Consider the following 12,299-nt stretch of genomic DNA (forward strand, 5'->3'; position numbering starts at 1 on the left):
AAGCCGATCTCCGATCCCAATACAGGATCGGCAACCTCACAGATCGCGACCACTCCCGAAAGGTGGTCCCACAACAGCGCTTACGTACAAACGTGTGGGCTTCTTCAAGAACGACAATGGTTGGAAGCGGCGCTCCATTCCGTTTCCGATATCTCTGGAGCGCCTCAAACGTTAGTCGGGCTATGACTGACACCGCCACGTGGACAACATCGGATGGAACCAACGACAGATCGATAATCGTCACCTGGCCGTTAGAAGCATGGTTCTCCCCAATGAAGCCGTTGAGCCAATCGACCAGATTTAGAGTCTCACTAGGAGAGACAAGGGACTTCATTCTCGCGTCAGCTAACATCACTTCAATACGGTTCACCAATGGCTCGACATGACCGACTGCACCGGCACCAGAGGCAATTGCAAACTCATTGAGACGTTCCGGCAGCAAGCTGATGTCAAACTGAACTGGGGTATTGGATCGCCCTGTCTTGAGAGAAGCGCCCTGCTGCAAAACCGGGTGTCAAAATTGCAAAATCGCGCGACCCGCTACAATGAGACGACTGGCACCGGTACATCTCTATGTATCTGATTATCTTTGGAATTTGGTAGCGGGAGAGGGAAACGAGCCTTCTCTGGGTTAGGTCTGATTTTAAGCGATTTTTTCTACGCCTAAGGTACCGAAAGGTACCAAGACTATGTACCATTGCTGGGCTTCGAGCCACCGATTTCTCGTCAAATTAATTGAAAGTATTGATCCGCCGTAAGGACCGGCACGCCGTATGCTGGACACAAGTCATGAACAGTAGCAAAGCGTGGAGATGTATGATCGGAGATCACGCCAAACTGCTTAGCGATAGCAAGTGCTGTCATAAAGACTGCTGCTTCGCTTCCCACTAACAATGTCTTGCCGACAGCCACTGCAGAATGCTCCACAGCAGGGCAACGATCGTAGACATCATCGTCAGGCTCGTACACACAGCATTGGTCATCAATGAATGGTCCTAGCAATAGGTCGTCGGCACGAAACTTGCTTTCCTCGCGATGGCAAATGTGCAAATTTCCCGCCTGACAACGGGCAATGATGTGGTCAATCCGCACATTGCTTTTCGACGCAAAGATGATGTGTGCTGTCCGATAGTCGATTAGCCAGCCGTGCACTGGTGGCAGCGGCATCACGTCAACGCAATTTCGAAGCGCTTAGTTGCTAGTGCAAATGCGCGATCCTGGAGCGACTGTGACAATCCTAGGCTGTTGGCAATGTCAAATCTGTCGATGAGCCTTAGATCGAACGCGCGCTTCGACAGGACAACTGCTAGATGACCAAGCTCGCTAAGGCGCTTCGCATGCGGGACTCCGCCGCCGCCGCCAACGGTTTCCTTTTCTTCGTCTTTCTCAAATCGAGGATTAGCCACGAACTTGCTTCGCCACGTTCGCAACTCTTGTTGCGAAATATAGGATCCCTCTACCAACCGGATAGCGGCAGCATGTCTGCTGAGCAATGACCTAGCCGATGCAGCCGCGATTAGCGTTTCCGGATTGGAGCGTGTTGTCTTGGGCAACGCTTCGACAACTCGAGCGAACTCCTGCATCGGAGCAAGGAATTCAGCCGCGAAAACGTTGCACGTCCGCTCTACCGCGTTTCTCGGCATAAAGGGATTGGAAATTCCGTCTTCGCCGAGAATGGCGTGGGAGTACTCATGAGCTAAAGTGAAAAGTTGTGCTTTTTTAGATGACACCGACCGATTGACAAAGATCGTTGGGAGGCCGCCTTCTGGCTCTACGAAGAAGCCCATGAAATCCTGGAAAGGAGCGTCGTTAACGTTTAGAACGCCGCCCTGTATTTCGAAAAACAAGCGCAGAGCACTCATAAACCGCTGCTCTAACGTTCCCGAGAAACCCAAGAGTGAAGCGCGAGGACGATGCCACTCATCGAAAATATTCCGCATCGTGGTGGCGCGAAGCTTGGTCGTTTTCGAGGCGCGAACGGCTTTGTTAAGGTCTTTTGGCTTGTATTTAACTTCGACAGCAAGTTGCTTCGCGTAAACAGATACTCGCTCGGATGACAGCAGTGATCGTACGCCTTTTGGCGTTAGAGATGAGGCAGGCTGTGGATCCACTTTTCGAAAATCTTGCGGGAGCGGTGCAAGGTTTGGAATACTGCTGCCGAAGAGTGAATAAAGCGGGACGCCGTAAGCGTCAGCAAGTCGCTCGACTTGTTTGCGTGACGGTTCGCGATCACCACGCTCAAAATCGGTTAGACGGTCTACTGAAATAGCCGCAAAGTCTGCTACTTGTTTCAGGGCGAGCCCCCGCTGTTCGCGAACGGCACGCAAAGCTCGATTGTTCGGCATAGCTCCCATGAGACCTACTATGGCAATTTACAGTGATTTCTCAAGCCTATTACAGCTCGGTGTCGGCGTCGGAATAGGCCTTTCTCTCTTCCGAGCGCCCGTCGATCTCCGCTTGGCCTGGATTTCTAAAACCTTGGACGCCGAAATTTTGGCTATGCACGGTAGCAACAGCCCGTTCGCGAGAACGAAGCGGCGCGACATGCAGGACCTTCGTCTAAGCCTGCTGTCGAAGAAGGACAGCCTTAACCGCAATCTAGTTCCTTTCATGTTCGCGGCGATCGGCGCCGCAGCCCTCAACCTCGCTGGCCTCATTGCGGTCTCTCTCTGTGGGGAGAGGGTTGCGAGCACTTGCGAGATCGCTCTGTTCCTTCTTATTTCAGTCGGATGGTATCTGGTCGAGCTGCTCGCGCTTGAAGCGCTTGCTCGCTATCAGCTCCAATCCTTGACTTTGAATTTGGCCGCACTCAGAGCAAAGAAAGCACCGCCAATCCAGTTGCCTCCTGAGGTCCCATTAGGTGGCGCGGCCTGAACGCTGTCACCAGTGTCGGATGACTTCGCTGTCGGGGGTGCACAGGAGCGGTGGCCAAGTTAAGGGGCTCGCAGGCGCGGAGCCATTGGCAAACACCCGTATTTTGTCGGGCGCAATGGTGTTGAACGAAACGACAGAACCCAGCATATGCGCGATATCCCCGGCGGTTTCGTGTGCGGACTTTGTACTGGCCGCGAGATGGTTTGTTGCGTCCTGCCAGGAGTAGGAGAAATCGAGACCGAGGTCATTTGGCAGATCGCGTGTATCAATCGCAAGGCTAACTAACTTAAGTTCTTGGCCATGTTCGAATGTGATCGTACTGGCAGCCCCTTTTGGAGAGAATTTGGAACCTAGAGGATGCAGGCAGACTATTTTGCCATGTCCAAAACGCTGTCGCACTTCAGGAGACGGCGGAGCATCCTGGTTTGGGACCAATCCCAGCTGACGGATGCTCGTTAAATTGGACGCCGGGGTCGAATGGATCATCCATGTAAAGCGCCTAATGAGTTCAGATCGAAATGCAGGCATGTTGTTCAGGACATCGGCGTTTAAATGCATGATCCAAATACCATAGGAAATTTGAGTTCGGTATTGCTCTCAGCCTCTAAGCGAATGCCCATATTCGCCGGCCAAAGACTACTAAGCCAGCTCCAGCTGGGAATAGGCGCCTGTCTTCAGGCGGTAGAGCTCTGCAGCCTCCTTAAGCGTTGCCTTCGGATACTGCTGAGCCGCGTGGGAGGGGACCTTTGGAAGAAAGTCCATCAGCTCCCGACACCTCTCACGATTGATATCGGACAGTTGAAGCGGCCCGATTTGCTCTTCGAGAACACGGAAGGGGATGCGGTATTGAGATGATCGTGATCGGGTGACCTCTGTTTTGGTTTCGAGGAAAAGCCTTTTCAGATCGGCGATGGTTTTGGTGGGTGCGATGTTGCGAGCTGGACTCAGCTGTGACGGAGCACTCTCGGCATTGGCAAAGAAATCGTCTTGAACCGGACCCAGTGTACCCAGGTTCAACGAACGGTATCTTCGCCTGGCGAGTTCTAGATCGGCACGTTCTATGAGGCGGCATAAAATTTGTGATGCACCAGGCTACTTGGCCACTTGTCTGGCGAAATTCGGTCAGCTTGGGCTCGGGAAACAATGCCATGCCTGACAAGAAGTTCCAGCGCCTTCGGGTCGGTTGTCACCTCCGCTCCAGACGCCACACGTAGCGCAACGGAAGCTGCTTCTCCTGCATCAGACAACAGATCGGGGAAATCAGGATCATCCTGGAGCGCGAAGTAATCACCCCGAAGCAGATTGCCCTGATGACGTTCCAAGAAATAGGAGACCGCGATCTGGCGTGCGGTCGTTGCGTTCAGGCTAACCTCGGCGTCAGTTTCAGAAGGTACACCAAGGCCCGATGCGAGCCTTGCCTCGAATGTTTGCAATTGGGCGTCTGTCATCACAGCGAACAAGCTGCCCTGCTGCCTGATTTCGGCTGCGCTTTTGCCGCGCACTCTTTCCACGAAGGCAGTTTGCCCTGCCACGGATTGCAGCCGTGCTGGGATGTTCCGCTTGAATTTTTGATCGCCAGGTTTGCCGACCAGATAAAGAGGTTTTGCCATGCCGTCCATCTCGAAAAGGTACCAGAGAAAGGTACCAGCTGCGAGAAAAAAGACGTTCAAAAACCAGCGGCTTGCTGAGATATCAACCCCTTAGGGAGGGGCTGGTAGCGGGAGAGGGACTTGAACCCCCGACCCCAGGATTATGATTCCCGTGCTCTAACCAACTGAGCTACCCCGCCAGGGCGGCGAAGGCCCGAAATCCAGCTTAAATCGGCAGGCATATCGGCGCGTTCGCCAAGGTCGCGCGGATATAAGGTTGCGAGGCCAAGCCTGTCAAGCATCGAAGTGGCTGCCGCGCCGGCATATTGCTGGCGCCTAAAGCTTTGCCGGGCAGACATTTGGGCGCACAGGCCGGGGTTGAGTTCAGCGAGGCACGTCGCTATGTCTCGGCCACGAAAGCCATGGTCATGAATTGATGAAACCGCGCATTGCAGTCCTCGGTTGCGGATACTGGGGCAGCAACCACATCCGCACCCTAAAGGCGCTCGGCGCGCTGCATGCGGTTTCGGACGTCAACCCCGCGCGTGCGGAGGGTTTTGCCAGCGAGCAGGATTGCCTGGCGATAGAGCCGGAGGCGCTGTTTGCCCGCGACGATGTCGACGCCATTGTCATGGCGCTGCCGCCGCAGTTCCATGCCGACATGGCGGTGCGCGCCGTGCTCGGCGGCAAGGACGTGCTGGTGGAGAAGCCGATCGCGCTGACGGTGGCCGATGCCGAACGCTCGGTGCAGGCGGCCGCCGATAATGGCCGTGTCTTCATGGTCGGCCACGTGCTGCGCTTTCATCCCGCCTTCGAGACGCTGAAGGCGCTGATCGACAATGGCGAACTCGGCGAAGTCCGCTACATCCATTCGCATCGGCTCGGCCTCGGCAAGTTCCACACCGAAAACGACGCGCTATGGGATCTGGCGCCGCACGATCTGTCGATGATCCTGGCCATCACCGGCACCGAACCGGTCGAAGTGCGCGGCGAAGGCGCTGCTCTTCTCGACAATCTCAGCGACTTTGCGCATCTGCACATGCGCTTTCCCAACGGCCTGCGCGGCCATCTGTTCGCCTCGCGGCTCAACCCTTACCGCGAACGGCGGCTGACCGTTGTCGGCACCAAGGCGATGGCGGTGTTCGACGATGTCGAGCCGTGGGAGCGCAAGCTTGCCGTCTATCGCCACGCGGTGTGGCAGGACAGCGGCCAATGGGCGTTCACCGCCAACGAGCCGTCCTATGTCGCGGTCGGTGAGGGCATGCCGCTGACGCGCGAGCTGGAGCATTTCATCCACTGCATCGAGACGCGGGCCGAACCGCGCACCAGCGGCGAGGAGGCCATCCGCGTGCTGCGCATCCTGACCGCCGGCACCGTCGCCCATACAAGGCCCGCCCATACAAGGCCCTAAAAGAAAACGCCGTCTATTCGGCGGGAACCCGCGCCGGCTGGACGGCAAGCCGCGTCAGCATCGCCTCGGCCTCGGCGCCGCGCTCGGAGCGCTCGATGAAGCCGCCGCCGAACACGCGCGCCTCGTTGCCATCGTCGGAATAGAGCACGCAAGCCTGACCGGGCGCGATGCCGGATTCGCCGTCGACCAGTTCCACCGAAGTGACACCGGCGCGGTGATGCAGCACGGCCGGGCGCGGCGGCCGCGTCGAGCGCACCTTGGCGAAAAGCTCAAGCCCGGCCGCCGGGATAGCGGTCAGCGGGCCATCGCCCAGCCAGTTCATGTTGCGCAAGAAGATCTTGTGGGTCTCCAGCGCCTCGCGCGGGCCGACGACGACGCGGGCCCGGTCGGCGTCGAGATGAACGACGTAGAGCGGCTCGCCCGAGGCGATGCCGATGCCGCGGCGCTGACCGACGGTGTAGCGCAAAATGCCCTCGTGGCGGCCAAGCACGCGCCCGTCTATATGGACGATGTCGCCCGGATTGGCGGCAGCCGGCTTCAGCTTGGCGATGATGTCGGAATATTTGCCCTGCGGCACGAAGCAGATGTCCTGGCTGTCCTGCTTGGCCGCAACCGTCAGTCCCATCTCCTCGGCGATGGCGCGAACCTCAGGCTTCGACAGGCCGCCGAGCGGAAAACGCAGATAGTCGATCTGCGCCTGGGTGGTGGCGAACAGGAAGTAGCTCTGGTCGCGGTCGGCGTCGACCGGCCGGTAAAGCGCGCGGTGGGCGCCATTGGCGCCGGAACGGATGTAGTGGCCGGTCGCCAGCGCGTCGGCGCCGAGTTCCTTGGCGGTCGCAAGAAGGTCGGCGAATTTCACCGTCTGATTGCAGGAAACGCAAGGGATCGGCGTTTCGCCGGCGACATAGCTCTCGGCGAACGGGTCGATCACCGCCTTGCGGAAGCGCTCCTCGTAATCGAGGACGTAATGCGGGATGCCGAGCGTCTCGGAGACGCGGCGGGCATCGTCGATGTCCTGGCCGGCGCAGCATGAGCCGGCCCGGTGCGTCGCCGCGCCGTGGTCATAAAGCTGCAGCGTGACGCCGACGACGTCGTAGCCCTCGCGCTTCAGGAGGCCGGCAACGACCGACGAATCGACACCGCCCGACATGGCGACGACGACGCGGGTGTTTTCGGGGCGTCCGGGAAGATCGAGGCTGTTCATGGTTCTTTCGTTCTGCGCGGCGCTTCAATGCCAATGGCCGGAATATAGGTCAAGCGTCTCGGCTGCGCCAGCTTTGCCGGACCGGCTCATTTTTCCTGCCGGGTTCAATGCGCTTGCCGGCAGATGTTTCAAATGCCGATGAAAAGGCTAACGCCGCGTTCATGATCCTTACCTAACCATTAGGGTCTGCTTAGGCAAATTTTAAAGCTGTGGCGGTAATGTGGTGGGGATTGGGTCTTTGAGTTTTTTGTAGAGAGTACGATGACCGATCTAATTAGACCGCGAGTCAAATATGTTATCGGGCCAGACGGCAGCCCACTTACCATCGCCGATCTGCCGCCGACAAACACACGTCGCTGGGTTATCCGGCGCAAGGCGGAAGTGGTGGCGGCGGTGCGTGGCGGGCTTTTGAGCCTCGAAGAGGCATGCCAGCGCTACAAGCTCACCACCGAGGAATTCCTGTCCTGGCAAGCGTCGATCGACGAATACGGCCTTGCCGGCCTGCGCACCACGCGCATCCAGCAATACCGGCATTAGGCCGATAAGGGCGCTGATCAGCGCCCTTACGTTTGCGAGGGGCGACGATCTGCAATTTCAGACCGTCAGCACCACCTTGCCGATCGGCCTGGTGGCGAGAAAGGCATGGGCGGCACCGGCCTGTTCGAGCGGAAACGCCTTTGCCACGTGGACGGCCAGCTTTTTCGCGTCGATCAATTTGCCGAGCTCCACCAGAGCGGCACGGTCGGGCACTACGGACATGCGCTCGACGCGGATGCCTCGCGTCGTGGCCTTTGCCTTGGTGGCATCGCTGACATCGAGCAGCGACACCAGAACGCCGCCGGCCGTGAGCACTTTCAGTGATTGCTCCGCATGCACGCCGCCGAACGGGTCCAGAACCAGATCGATGTCGCGGGCCTTCCCGGTGAAATCATCCCTTGTGTAGTCGATCACCTCGTCGGCGCCGAGCGAGCGGACGAAATCGAGCTTTTCCGGGCTGGCGGTCGCGACGACGTAAGCGTCGTGCGCCTTGGCGATCTGCACCGCCAGATGGCCGACGCCGCCGGCTCCGGCGTGGATCAGCACGCGCTTGCCAGAATCGAGCCGGCCATGGGGGACAAGGCCTTGCCAGGCCGTCAGGCCGGCCAGCGGCAGCGCGGCGGCTTGCGCGTGATCTATGCCTTCAGGTTTCGGCGCAAGCTCATCAGCCGGGACAGCGGCGAGTTCGGCGTAGGCTGCCGCCTGTTTGGGAAAGCGCGTCATGCCGAACACGGCATCGCCGACCTTGAGGCCGGAGACGCCGGAGCCCAGCGCCTCGACAACTCCCGAAACGTCCCAGCCAAGGACAAAAGGCGGCTCGCCGAGCAGCGGATAGTGGCCGCCGCGCACCGCACCATCGACCGGATTGATGCCGGCCGCCTCGATGCGGACGAGCACTTCGCCGGCCTCGGGTGATGGCGCGGGGCGATCGGCAATGACGAGGACGTCGGGTCCGCCGAAGGAATTCTGGATAATGGCACGCATGGAAGGCTCTCCTGCTGGTTTTGATGTGCCACTATAATTTGGATAGTTATATTCTCTTGTCTAGTATGTACCTTTTTGATATATACGCACCTCATGGATAGTGAAGATGTTTCCCCTTTCGGCTATGACGCCTTTCGGCGGTCGTGCCCGTCACACGCCGTGCTCGAGACGCTCGCCAGCAAATGGGTCCACCTGGTGATCTGTGCGCTGCGCCGGGGCCGGCTCCGCAACGGCGAATTGGCGCGCAAGCTCGAAGGCATCACGCCGAAAATGCTGACGCAGACGCTGCGTATCCTGGAACGCGACGGGCTTGTGCGGCGCGAAATCTTCCCGGTCATTCCGCCGCGGGTCGAATATGAGCTGACCGAACTTGGCCAGAACCTGGCAGGACTGCTCAATCAGATCAGAGCCTGGTCGGAGCAGCATGTGCCCGACATCAAAAATGCGCGCGCACGGGCGGCGGAACAGCAAGAAGATCTGGATGCCTGAGGCGGGCACAGTTCGGTGCGCAGCAATAGCGCGCAAGCGCGACGCGCGTTAAAGTCTTGTTTTCAGCCGATCATGGCGCTGCGGCCGCCGGCTTCCGTGTCGCGCGCCTTGGTGTCGCGCGATTCCAGCATCTCGGCCTTGGAAAGCTCCGCTTCGGCTTCGCTCAGCAATGATTCGGCGACATTTCGCTGCTGGGCGAGGTCGCTTTGCGAATTTCTAAGGTTGTCGCGGCGTAGCCGTGCCGCCTTGGCGAAGGTCGGATAAGCAAAGTGATTGATGTCGGTGATGCCGGCCTTCTTCTCTTCGGCAGCGATCTGAAGTTCCAGCTCGACGGCCATGCGCTCGAATTCGGCGATCATCATGTCGAGCTGCAGCAGCTGCCGCCGCTTCTCGCTCACCTGAAATTGCTTCAGCCGAACGAGGTTTTCACGTGACTTCATGATTCGGTACTCCCGGAAACGCACACCTGCACATATCGTCCAATTCACCCGGCAAGGCCCAGGCCTGACCCGTTTCCACCGGCTTTCCCCGAACTATGGGAAACAAACTCCTAAAGTTTTTTGCCGGCGGTAACCATTCGTTTACGGGCATTGTTAATCATACGGCTCAGGACTTAAGGGCGGGTAAAAATTCTGCTTCTCGTCGCGAAACCTGGCCAACGAGTCCGAAGAGTCACTTAGTCTGGCTTATTAATGTGCCGCATTAACGGTTTGGGGCTGTGATTCGTTATTGGATTCAACAAGGTGTAGAAAGGGGTTAAAAAATCTGATACCGTCACGGACGGGGAATTAGGTTTTATTAACCATTCGATGGCAGCCTCTGCTCAGGGCAATCACTGCTCCGGTCCTGGACGGGTCGTGAAATGGTCCGGCAGCAGAAAAGGGGAATGAAATGCGCGTTCTGCTGATAGAAGACGACAGTGCAACCGCACAAAGCATCGAGCTGATGTTGAAATCGGAAAGTTTCAATGTCTATACGACCGACCTTGGCGAAGAGGGCGTCGATCTAGGCAAGCTTTATGATTACGACATCATTCTCCTCGATCTCAACCTCCCCGACATGTCGGGCTATGAAGTTTTGAGAACACTTCGCCTTTCCAAGGTGAAGACGCCGATCCTCATCCTCTCCGGCATGGCCGGCATCGAGGACAAGGTGCGCGGCCTCGGCTTCGGCGCCGACGATTACATGACCAAGCCCTTCCACAAGGACGAACTGGTCGCCCGCATCCACGCCATCGTGCGGCGTTCCAAGGGCCACGCCCAGTCGGTCATCACCACCGGCGACCTGGTGGTCAATCTCGATGCCAAGACCGTTGAGGTCGGTGGCCAGCGCGTGCATCTGACCGGCAAGGAATATCAGATGCTGGAACTGCTCTCGCTGCGCAAGGGCACCACGCTGACCAAGGAAATGTTCCTCAACCATCTCTATGGCGGCATGGACGAGCCGGAGCTGAAGATCATCGACGTCTTCATATGCAAGCTGCGCAAGAAGCTTGACGCCGCGTCTGGCGGGCAGAATTACATCGAGACCGTCTGGGGCCGCGGCTATGTGCTGCGTGAGCCCGAAGATATCCGCGTCAGCGCCTGAACTAGGGGTGTGATCCCAAAATGGTCGCCGGTTTTTTTCGGAAAAGAACCCGGCAAAACAACAAGATAGAGCCGATTCGATTTTCGTCGGAATGGAACAGCTCTGATCAGGCGGCAATCTTCAAGGCGCGGAAGCACTCGAGCAGTTGCGGCCGGTTGAACGGCTTCAGCAGGTAGCCCTGGGCGCCGGCGCGCTTTGCCCGCATGATCGCCCCGACGTCGACCTCGACCAGCGAAATCAAAACTTGCGGCACTACCGGGCTTTCCATGGCGCGCACGCGGCGGATGAGGTCCTGCGCCTGCATGTCCGGCAAGGCGCCGTCGACGACGATGATATCAGGCATGTCGACCGCGCACATCTCGATCGCCTCATGGCCGCTGGCGGCTTCGATCACCATCATGCCGGAACCGCCCAGGATACGCCTTGCAACCTTCCTGATGACGCTCGAATTGTCGACGAACATGCAGCGTTTCATTCCCGGACCCTCTTTGCCATGCGGCAAACCGACAGCGTCGTGGCATCTGCCGGGGAACATAGGCCGATCTGGTAAAGAAGCCGAAAAGCCGTTAGGTAAAATTTTCCTGAAGGTGTTTTTTAGTGAAATATTCTTTCGCAATGCTTCACGCAATCAATCTGCAAGCCGGTCTCACAGATGTTAAGACGACGCCGCAAATATGATTTGGAGAAAAATACTTTTCCGGCTCTTAGCAGAACTTCAGACTGCAGAAAGGACGATCTCGTCGGCGGTCGCATGGATCGAAATCGTCATGTTGGCTTCGCGGGCCAGGAGCAGCGTGTAATAGGGCTGCACCGAATGCGCGTCGATCGGCTCTTCCGGCCTGTGGCCGGAATGCAATTCCAGGAATTTGGGCGGCACGCGCAGCATCGGGCCGCTCGCCGCGAGCGCAAAGCGCGGCTCGGTCTCCAGGTTCTCCAGCGTGACCACCAGCCTGCCGCCGCGCGGAATGGCGGCGTTGGCGACGAGGATGAGATTGAGCAGCAGCTTGACCTTGTTCTTGGGCAACAGTGCGCGGGTTCCGTTCCAGATCAGTTCCGGCTTCTCGTTCTTCAGGAAGGCGATGGCCACGGCCTCGGCGTCCCCGGTGTCGATCAGCATGCCGGCGGAACCGGCGGCGCCGAAGGCGATGCGGGCGAATTGCAGGCGGGCGGAGGCGTTTTTGGCGCTTTGGCGGATCAGCTTCATGGCGTCTTCGTCGGCGCCGCCCTCGTCGAGCAGCTCAAGCCCGTTGTTTATGGCGCCGACCGGCGAAATGATGTCGTGGCAGACCCGGCTGCACAGCAGCGCTGCCAGATCGGGTGCGGAAAGGGTGAAAAGCTCGGCCATCGGCAAAAATCCCTGCAAATTTCACAACACAATGACCGGGCGATCATGATCACGCCTGTCCACACGAATCACGCTCTCTCCCAAGCATTCTGAATACACAGCGCTTGTGCGTGCAGCAACAAATCCGAAATCATGATTGTCGAAAATGGCGTGTTCACGCAGCAGGGTGCTGCGCGGGCGATGTGAAAACAGCCTTCGAACCGCCATCTTCATGTGGGAGTTTAATGGTTGAAAAAGGATTACGGCATAGTTTGCCCCTAACAGTCATCCTTAACGGCC

At 58.1% G+C, this 12,299-nt stretch carries 15 protein-coding genes, 1 tRNA gene and 1 pseudogene; 5 read left to right on the forward strand and 12 right to left on the reverse strand.

Annotation, left to right across the window (positions count from 1 at the left end):
* The 3 genes and pseudogenes from NKI70_RS21515 to NKI70_RS21525 form a co-directional block, all read right to left on the reverse strand.
* A pseudogene (locus NKI70_RS21515) lies at positions 1–442 on the reverse strand (hypothetical protein); the annotation flags it as partial.
* 284 nt (positions 443–726) lie between these two features.
* On the reverse strand, positions 727–1,170 hold the full coding sequence (locus NKI70_RS21520; RefSeq protein WP_352724882.1) for a hypothetical protein: 444 nt from the start codon (positions 1,168–1,170) through the stop codon (positions 727–729).
* Entirely contained in the window at positions 1,167–2,345 is a 1,179-nt protein-coding gene (locus NKI70_RS21525) for a helix-turn-helix domain-containing protein (protein WP_352724883.1), read from the reverse strand. Before NKI70_RS21525 ends, NKI70_RS21520 begins: the two co-directional genes overlap by 4 nt.
* Positions 2,346–2,364: 19 nt before the next feature.
* Here NKI70_RS21525 and NKI70_RS21530 point away from each other — a divergent pair, with 19 nt between their 5' ends.
* Complete coding sequence (locus NKI70_RS21530; protein ID WP_352724884.1) at positions 2,365–2,874, forward strand: hypothetical protein; 510 nt, start codon at positions 2,365–2,367, stop codon at positions 2,872–2,874.
* A 6-nt stretch (positions 2,875–2,880) separates the two neighbouring features.
* Here the strand turns inward: NKI70_RS21530 and NKI70_RS21535 are convergent, their stop codons facing one another.
* The 4 genes from NKI70_RS21535 to NKI70_RS21550 form a co-directional block, all read right to left on the reverse strand.
* A complete protein-coding gene (locus tag NKI70_RS21535) occupies positions 2,881–3,432 on the reverse strand; it encodes a hypothetical protein (RefSeq protein ID WP_352724885.1) in 552 nt (183 codons plus the stop codon).
* An 81-nt stretch (positions 3,433–3,513) separates the two neighbouring features.
* Positions 3,514–3,891 carry a hypothetical protein gene (locus NKI70_RS21540; protein ID WP_352724886.1) on the reverse strand — a complete coding sequence of 126 codons (378 nt, stop codon included), beginning with the start codon at positions 3,889–3,891 and terminating at the stop codon, positions 3,514–3,516.
* A gap of 41 nt (positions 3,892–3,932) precedes the next feature.
* The gene (locus NKI70_RS21545; RefSeq protein WP_352724888.1) at positions 3,933–4,484 is read right to left on the reverse strand and encodes a hypothetical protein; all 552 of its coding nucleotides are present in this window, start codon (positions 4,482–4,484) and stop codon (positions 3,933–3,935) included.
* 102 nt (positions 4,485–4,586) lie between these two features.
* Positions 4,587–4,663 (reverse strand) — tRNA-Met (locus tag NKI70_RS21550).
* Positions 4,664–4,899: 236 nt separating this feature from the next.
* On the opposite strand from NKI70_RS21550, the gene NKI70_RS21555 reads away from it, so the two are divergent.
* A complete protein-coding gene (locus tag NKI70_RS21555) occupies positions 4,900–5,874 on the forward strand; it encodes a Gfo/Idh/MocA family protein (protein ID WP_352452922.1) in 975 nt (324 codons plus the stop codon).
* Positions 5,875–5,887: 13 nt separating this feature from the next.
* Here the strand turns inward: NKI70_RS21555 and mnmA are convergent, their stop codons facing one another.
* A complete protein-coding gene (mnmA, locus tag NKI70_RS21560) occupies positions 5,888–7,078 on the reverse strand; it encodes a tRNA 2-thiouridine(34) synthase MnmA (protein ID WP_023679564.1) in 1,191 nt (396 codons plus the stop codon).
* A gap of 261 nt (positions 7,079–7,339) precedes the next feature.
* Between mnmA and sciP the strand changes: the two genes are divergently transcribed.
* Positions 7,340–7,615, forward strand: a complete 276-nt coding sequence (gene sciP, locus NKI70_RS21565; protein WP_023679563.1) for a CtrA inhibitor SciP — start codon at positions 7,340–7,342, stop codon at positions 7,613–7,615.
* Positions 7,616–7,672: 57 nt separating this feature from the next.
* On the opposite strand, the gene NKI70_RS21570 is transcribed toward sciP, so the two are convergent.
* The gene (locus tag NKI70_RS21570; protein ID WP_352724889.1) at positions 7,673–8,599 is read right to left on the reverse strand and encodes an NADP-dependent oxidoreductase; all 927 of its coding nucleotides are present in this window, start codon (positions 8,597–8,599) and stop codon (positions 7,673–7,675) included.
* 93 nt (positions 8,600–8,692) lie between these two features.
* Here NKI70_RS21570 and NKI70_RS21575 point away from each other — a divergent pair, with 93 nt between their 5' ends.
* On the forward strand, positions 8,693–9,088 hold the full coding sequence (locus NKI70_RS21575; RefSeq protein ID WP_352697503.1) for a winged helix-turn-helix transcriptional regulator: 396 nt from the start codon (positions 8,693–8,695) through the stop codon (positions 9,086–9,088).
* 62 nt (positions 9,089–9,150) lie between these two features.
* On the opposite strand, the gene NKI70_RS21580 is transcribed toward NKI70_RS21575, so the two are convergent.
* Positions 9,151–9,528 (reverse strand): flagellar export protein FliJ, encoded by a 378-nt coding sequence (locus NKI70_RS21580; RefSeq protein WP_023719275.1) that lies wholly within the window; start codon positions 9,526–9,528, stop codon positions 9,151–9,153.
* Between the two features lie 451 nt (positions 9,529–9,979).
* On the opposite strand from NKI70_RS21580, the gene ctrA reads away from it, so the two are divergent.
* Positions 9,980–10,675, forward strand: coding sequence for a response regulator transcription factor CtrA (gene ctrA / locus NKI70_RS21585; RefSeq protein WP_006203583.1), 696 nt, complete (start codon positions 9,980–9,982; stop codon positions 10,673–10,675).
* A 106-nt stretch (positions 10,676–10,781) separates the two neighbouring features.
* Here the strand turns inward: ctrA and NKI70_RS21590 are convergent, their stop codons facing one another.
* Both NKI70_RS21590 and chpT read right to left on the reverse strand, forming a co-directional pair.
* Positions 10,782–11,150 (reverse strand): response regulator, encoded by a 369-nt coding sequence (locus tag NKI70_RS21590; RefSeq protein WP_023679559.1) that lies wholly within the window; start codon positions 11,148–11,150, stop codon positions 10,782–10,784.
* A 240-nt stretch (positions 11,151–11,390) separates the two neighbouring features.
* Entirely contained in the window at positions 11,391–12,020 is a 630-nt protein-coding gene (gene chpT, locus NKI70_RS21595; RefSeq protein WP_023679558.1) for a histidine phosphotransferase ChpT, read from the reverse strand.
* Positions 12,021–12,299: the final 279 nt, after the last annotated feature.

It is taken from the genome of Mesorhizobium sp. M0500, from assembly GCF_040321165.1.
Classification (GTDB): Bacteria; Pseudomonadota; Alphaproteobacteria; order Rhizobiales; family Rhizobiaceae; genus Mesorhizobium.

Coding starts and splice junctions, on each gene's coding strand:
- NKI70_RS21525 (WP_352724883.1), bottom strand. CDS start 2,345: ATGCCGAACAATCGAGCTTTGCGTGCCGTTCGCGAACAGCGGGGGCTC.
- NKI70_RS21530 (WP_352724884.1), top strand. CDS start 2,365: ATGGCAATTTACAGTGATTTCTCAAGCCTATTACAGCTCGGTGTCGGC.
- NKI70_RS21535 (WP_352724885.1), bottom strand. CDS start 3,432: ATGCATTTAAACGCCGATGTCCTGAACAACATGCCTGCATTTCGATCT.
- NKI70_RS21545 (WP_352724888.1), bottom strand. CDS start 4,484: ATGGCAAAACCTCTTTATCTGGTCGGCAAACCTGGCGATCAAAAATTC.
- NKI70_RS21555 (WP_352452922.1), top strand. CDS start 4,900: ATGAAACCGCGCATTGCAGTCCTCGGTTGCGGATACTGGGGCAGCAAC.
- mnmA (WP_023679564.1), bottom strand. CDS start 7,078: ATGAACAGCCTCGATCTTCCCGGACGCCCCGAAAACACCCGCGTCGTC.
- sciP (WP_023679563.1), top strand. CDS start 7,340: ATGACCGATCTAATTAGACCGCGAGTCAAATATGTTATCGGGCCAGAC.
- NKI70_RS21570 (WP_352724889.1), bottom strand. CDS start 8,599: ATGCGTGCCATTATCCAGAATTCCTTCGGCGGACCCGACGTCCTCGTC.
- NKI70_RS21575 (WP_352697503.1), top strand. CDS start 8,693: ATGGATAGTGAAGATGTTTCCCCTTTCGGCTATGACGCCTTTCGGCGG.
- NKI70_RS21580 (WP_023719275.1), bottom strand. CDS start 9,528: ATGAAGTCACGTGAAAACCTCGTTCGGCTGAAGCAATTTCAGGTGAGC.
- ctrA (WP_006203583.1), top strand. CDS start 9,980: ATGCGCGTTCTGCTGATAGAAGACGACAGTGCAACCGCACAAAGCATC.
- NKI70_RS21590 (WP_023679559.1), bottom strand. CDS start 11,150: ATGAAACGCTGCATGTTCGTCGACAATTCGAGCGTCATCAGGAAGGTT.
- chpT (WP_023679558.1), bottom strand. CDS start 12,020: ATGGCCGAGCTTTTCACCCTTTCCGCACCCGATCTGGCAGCGCTGCTG.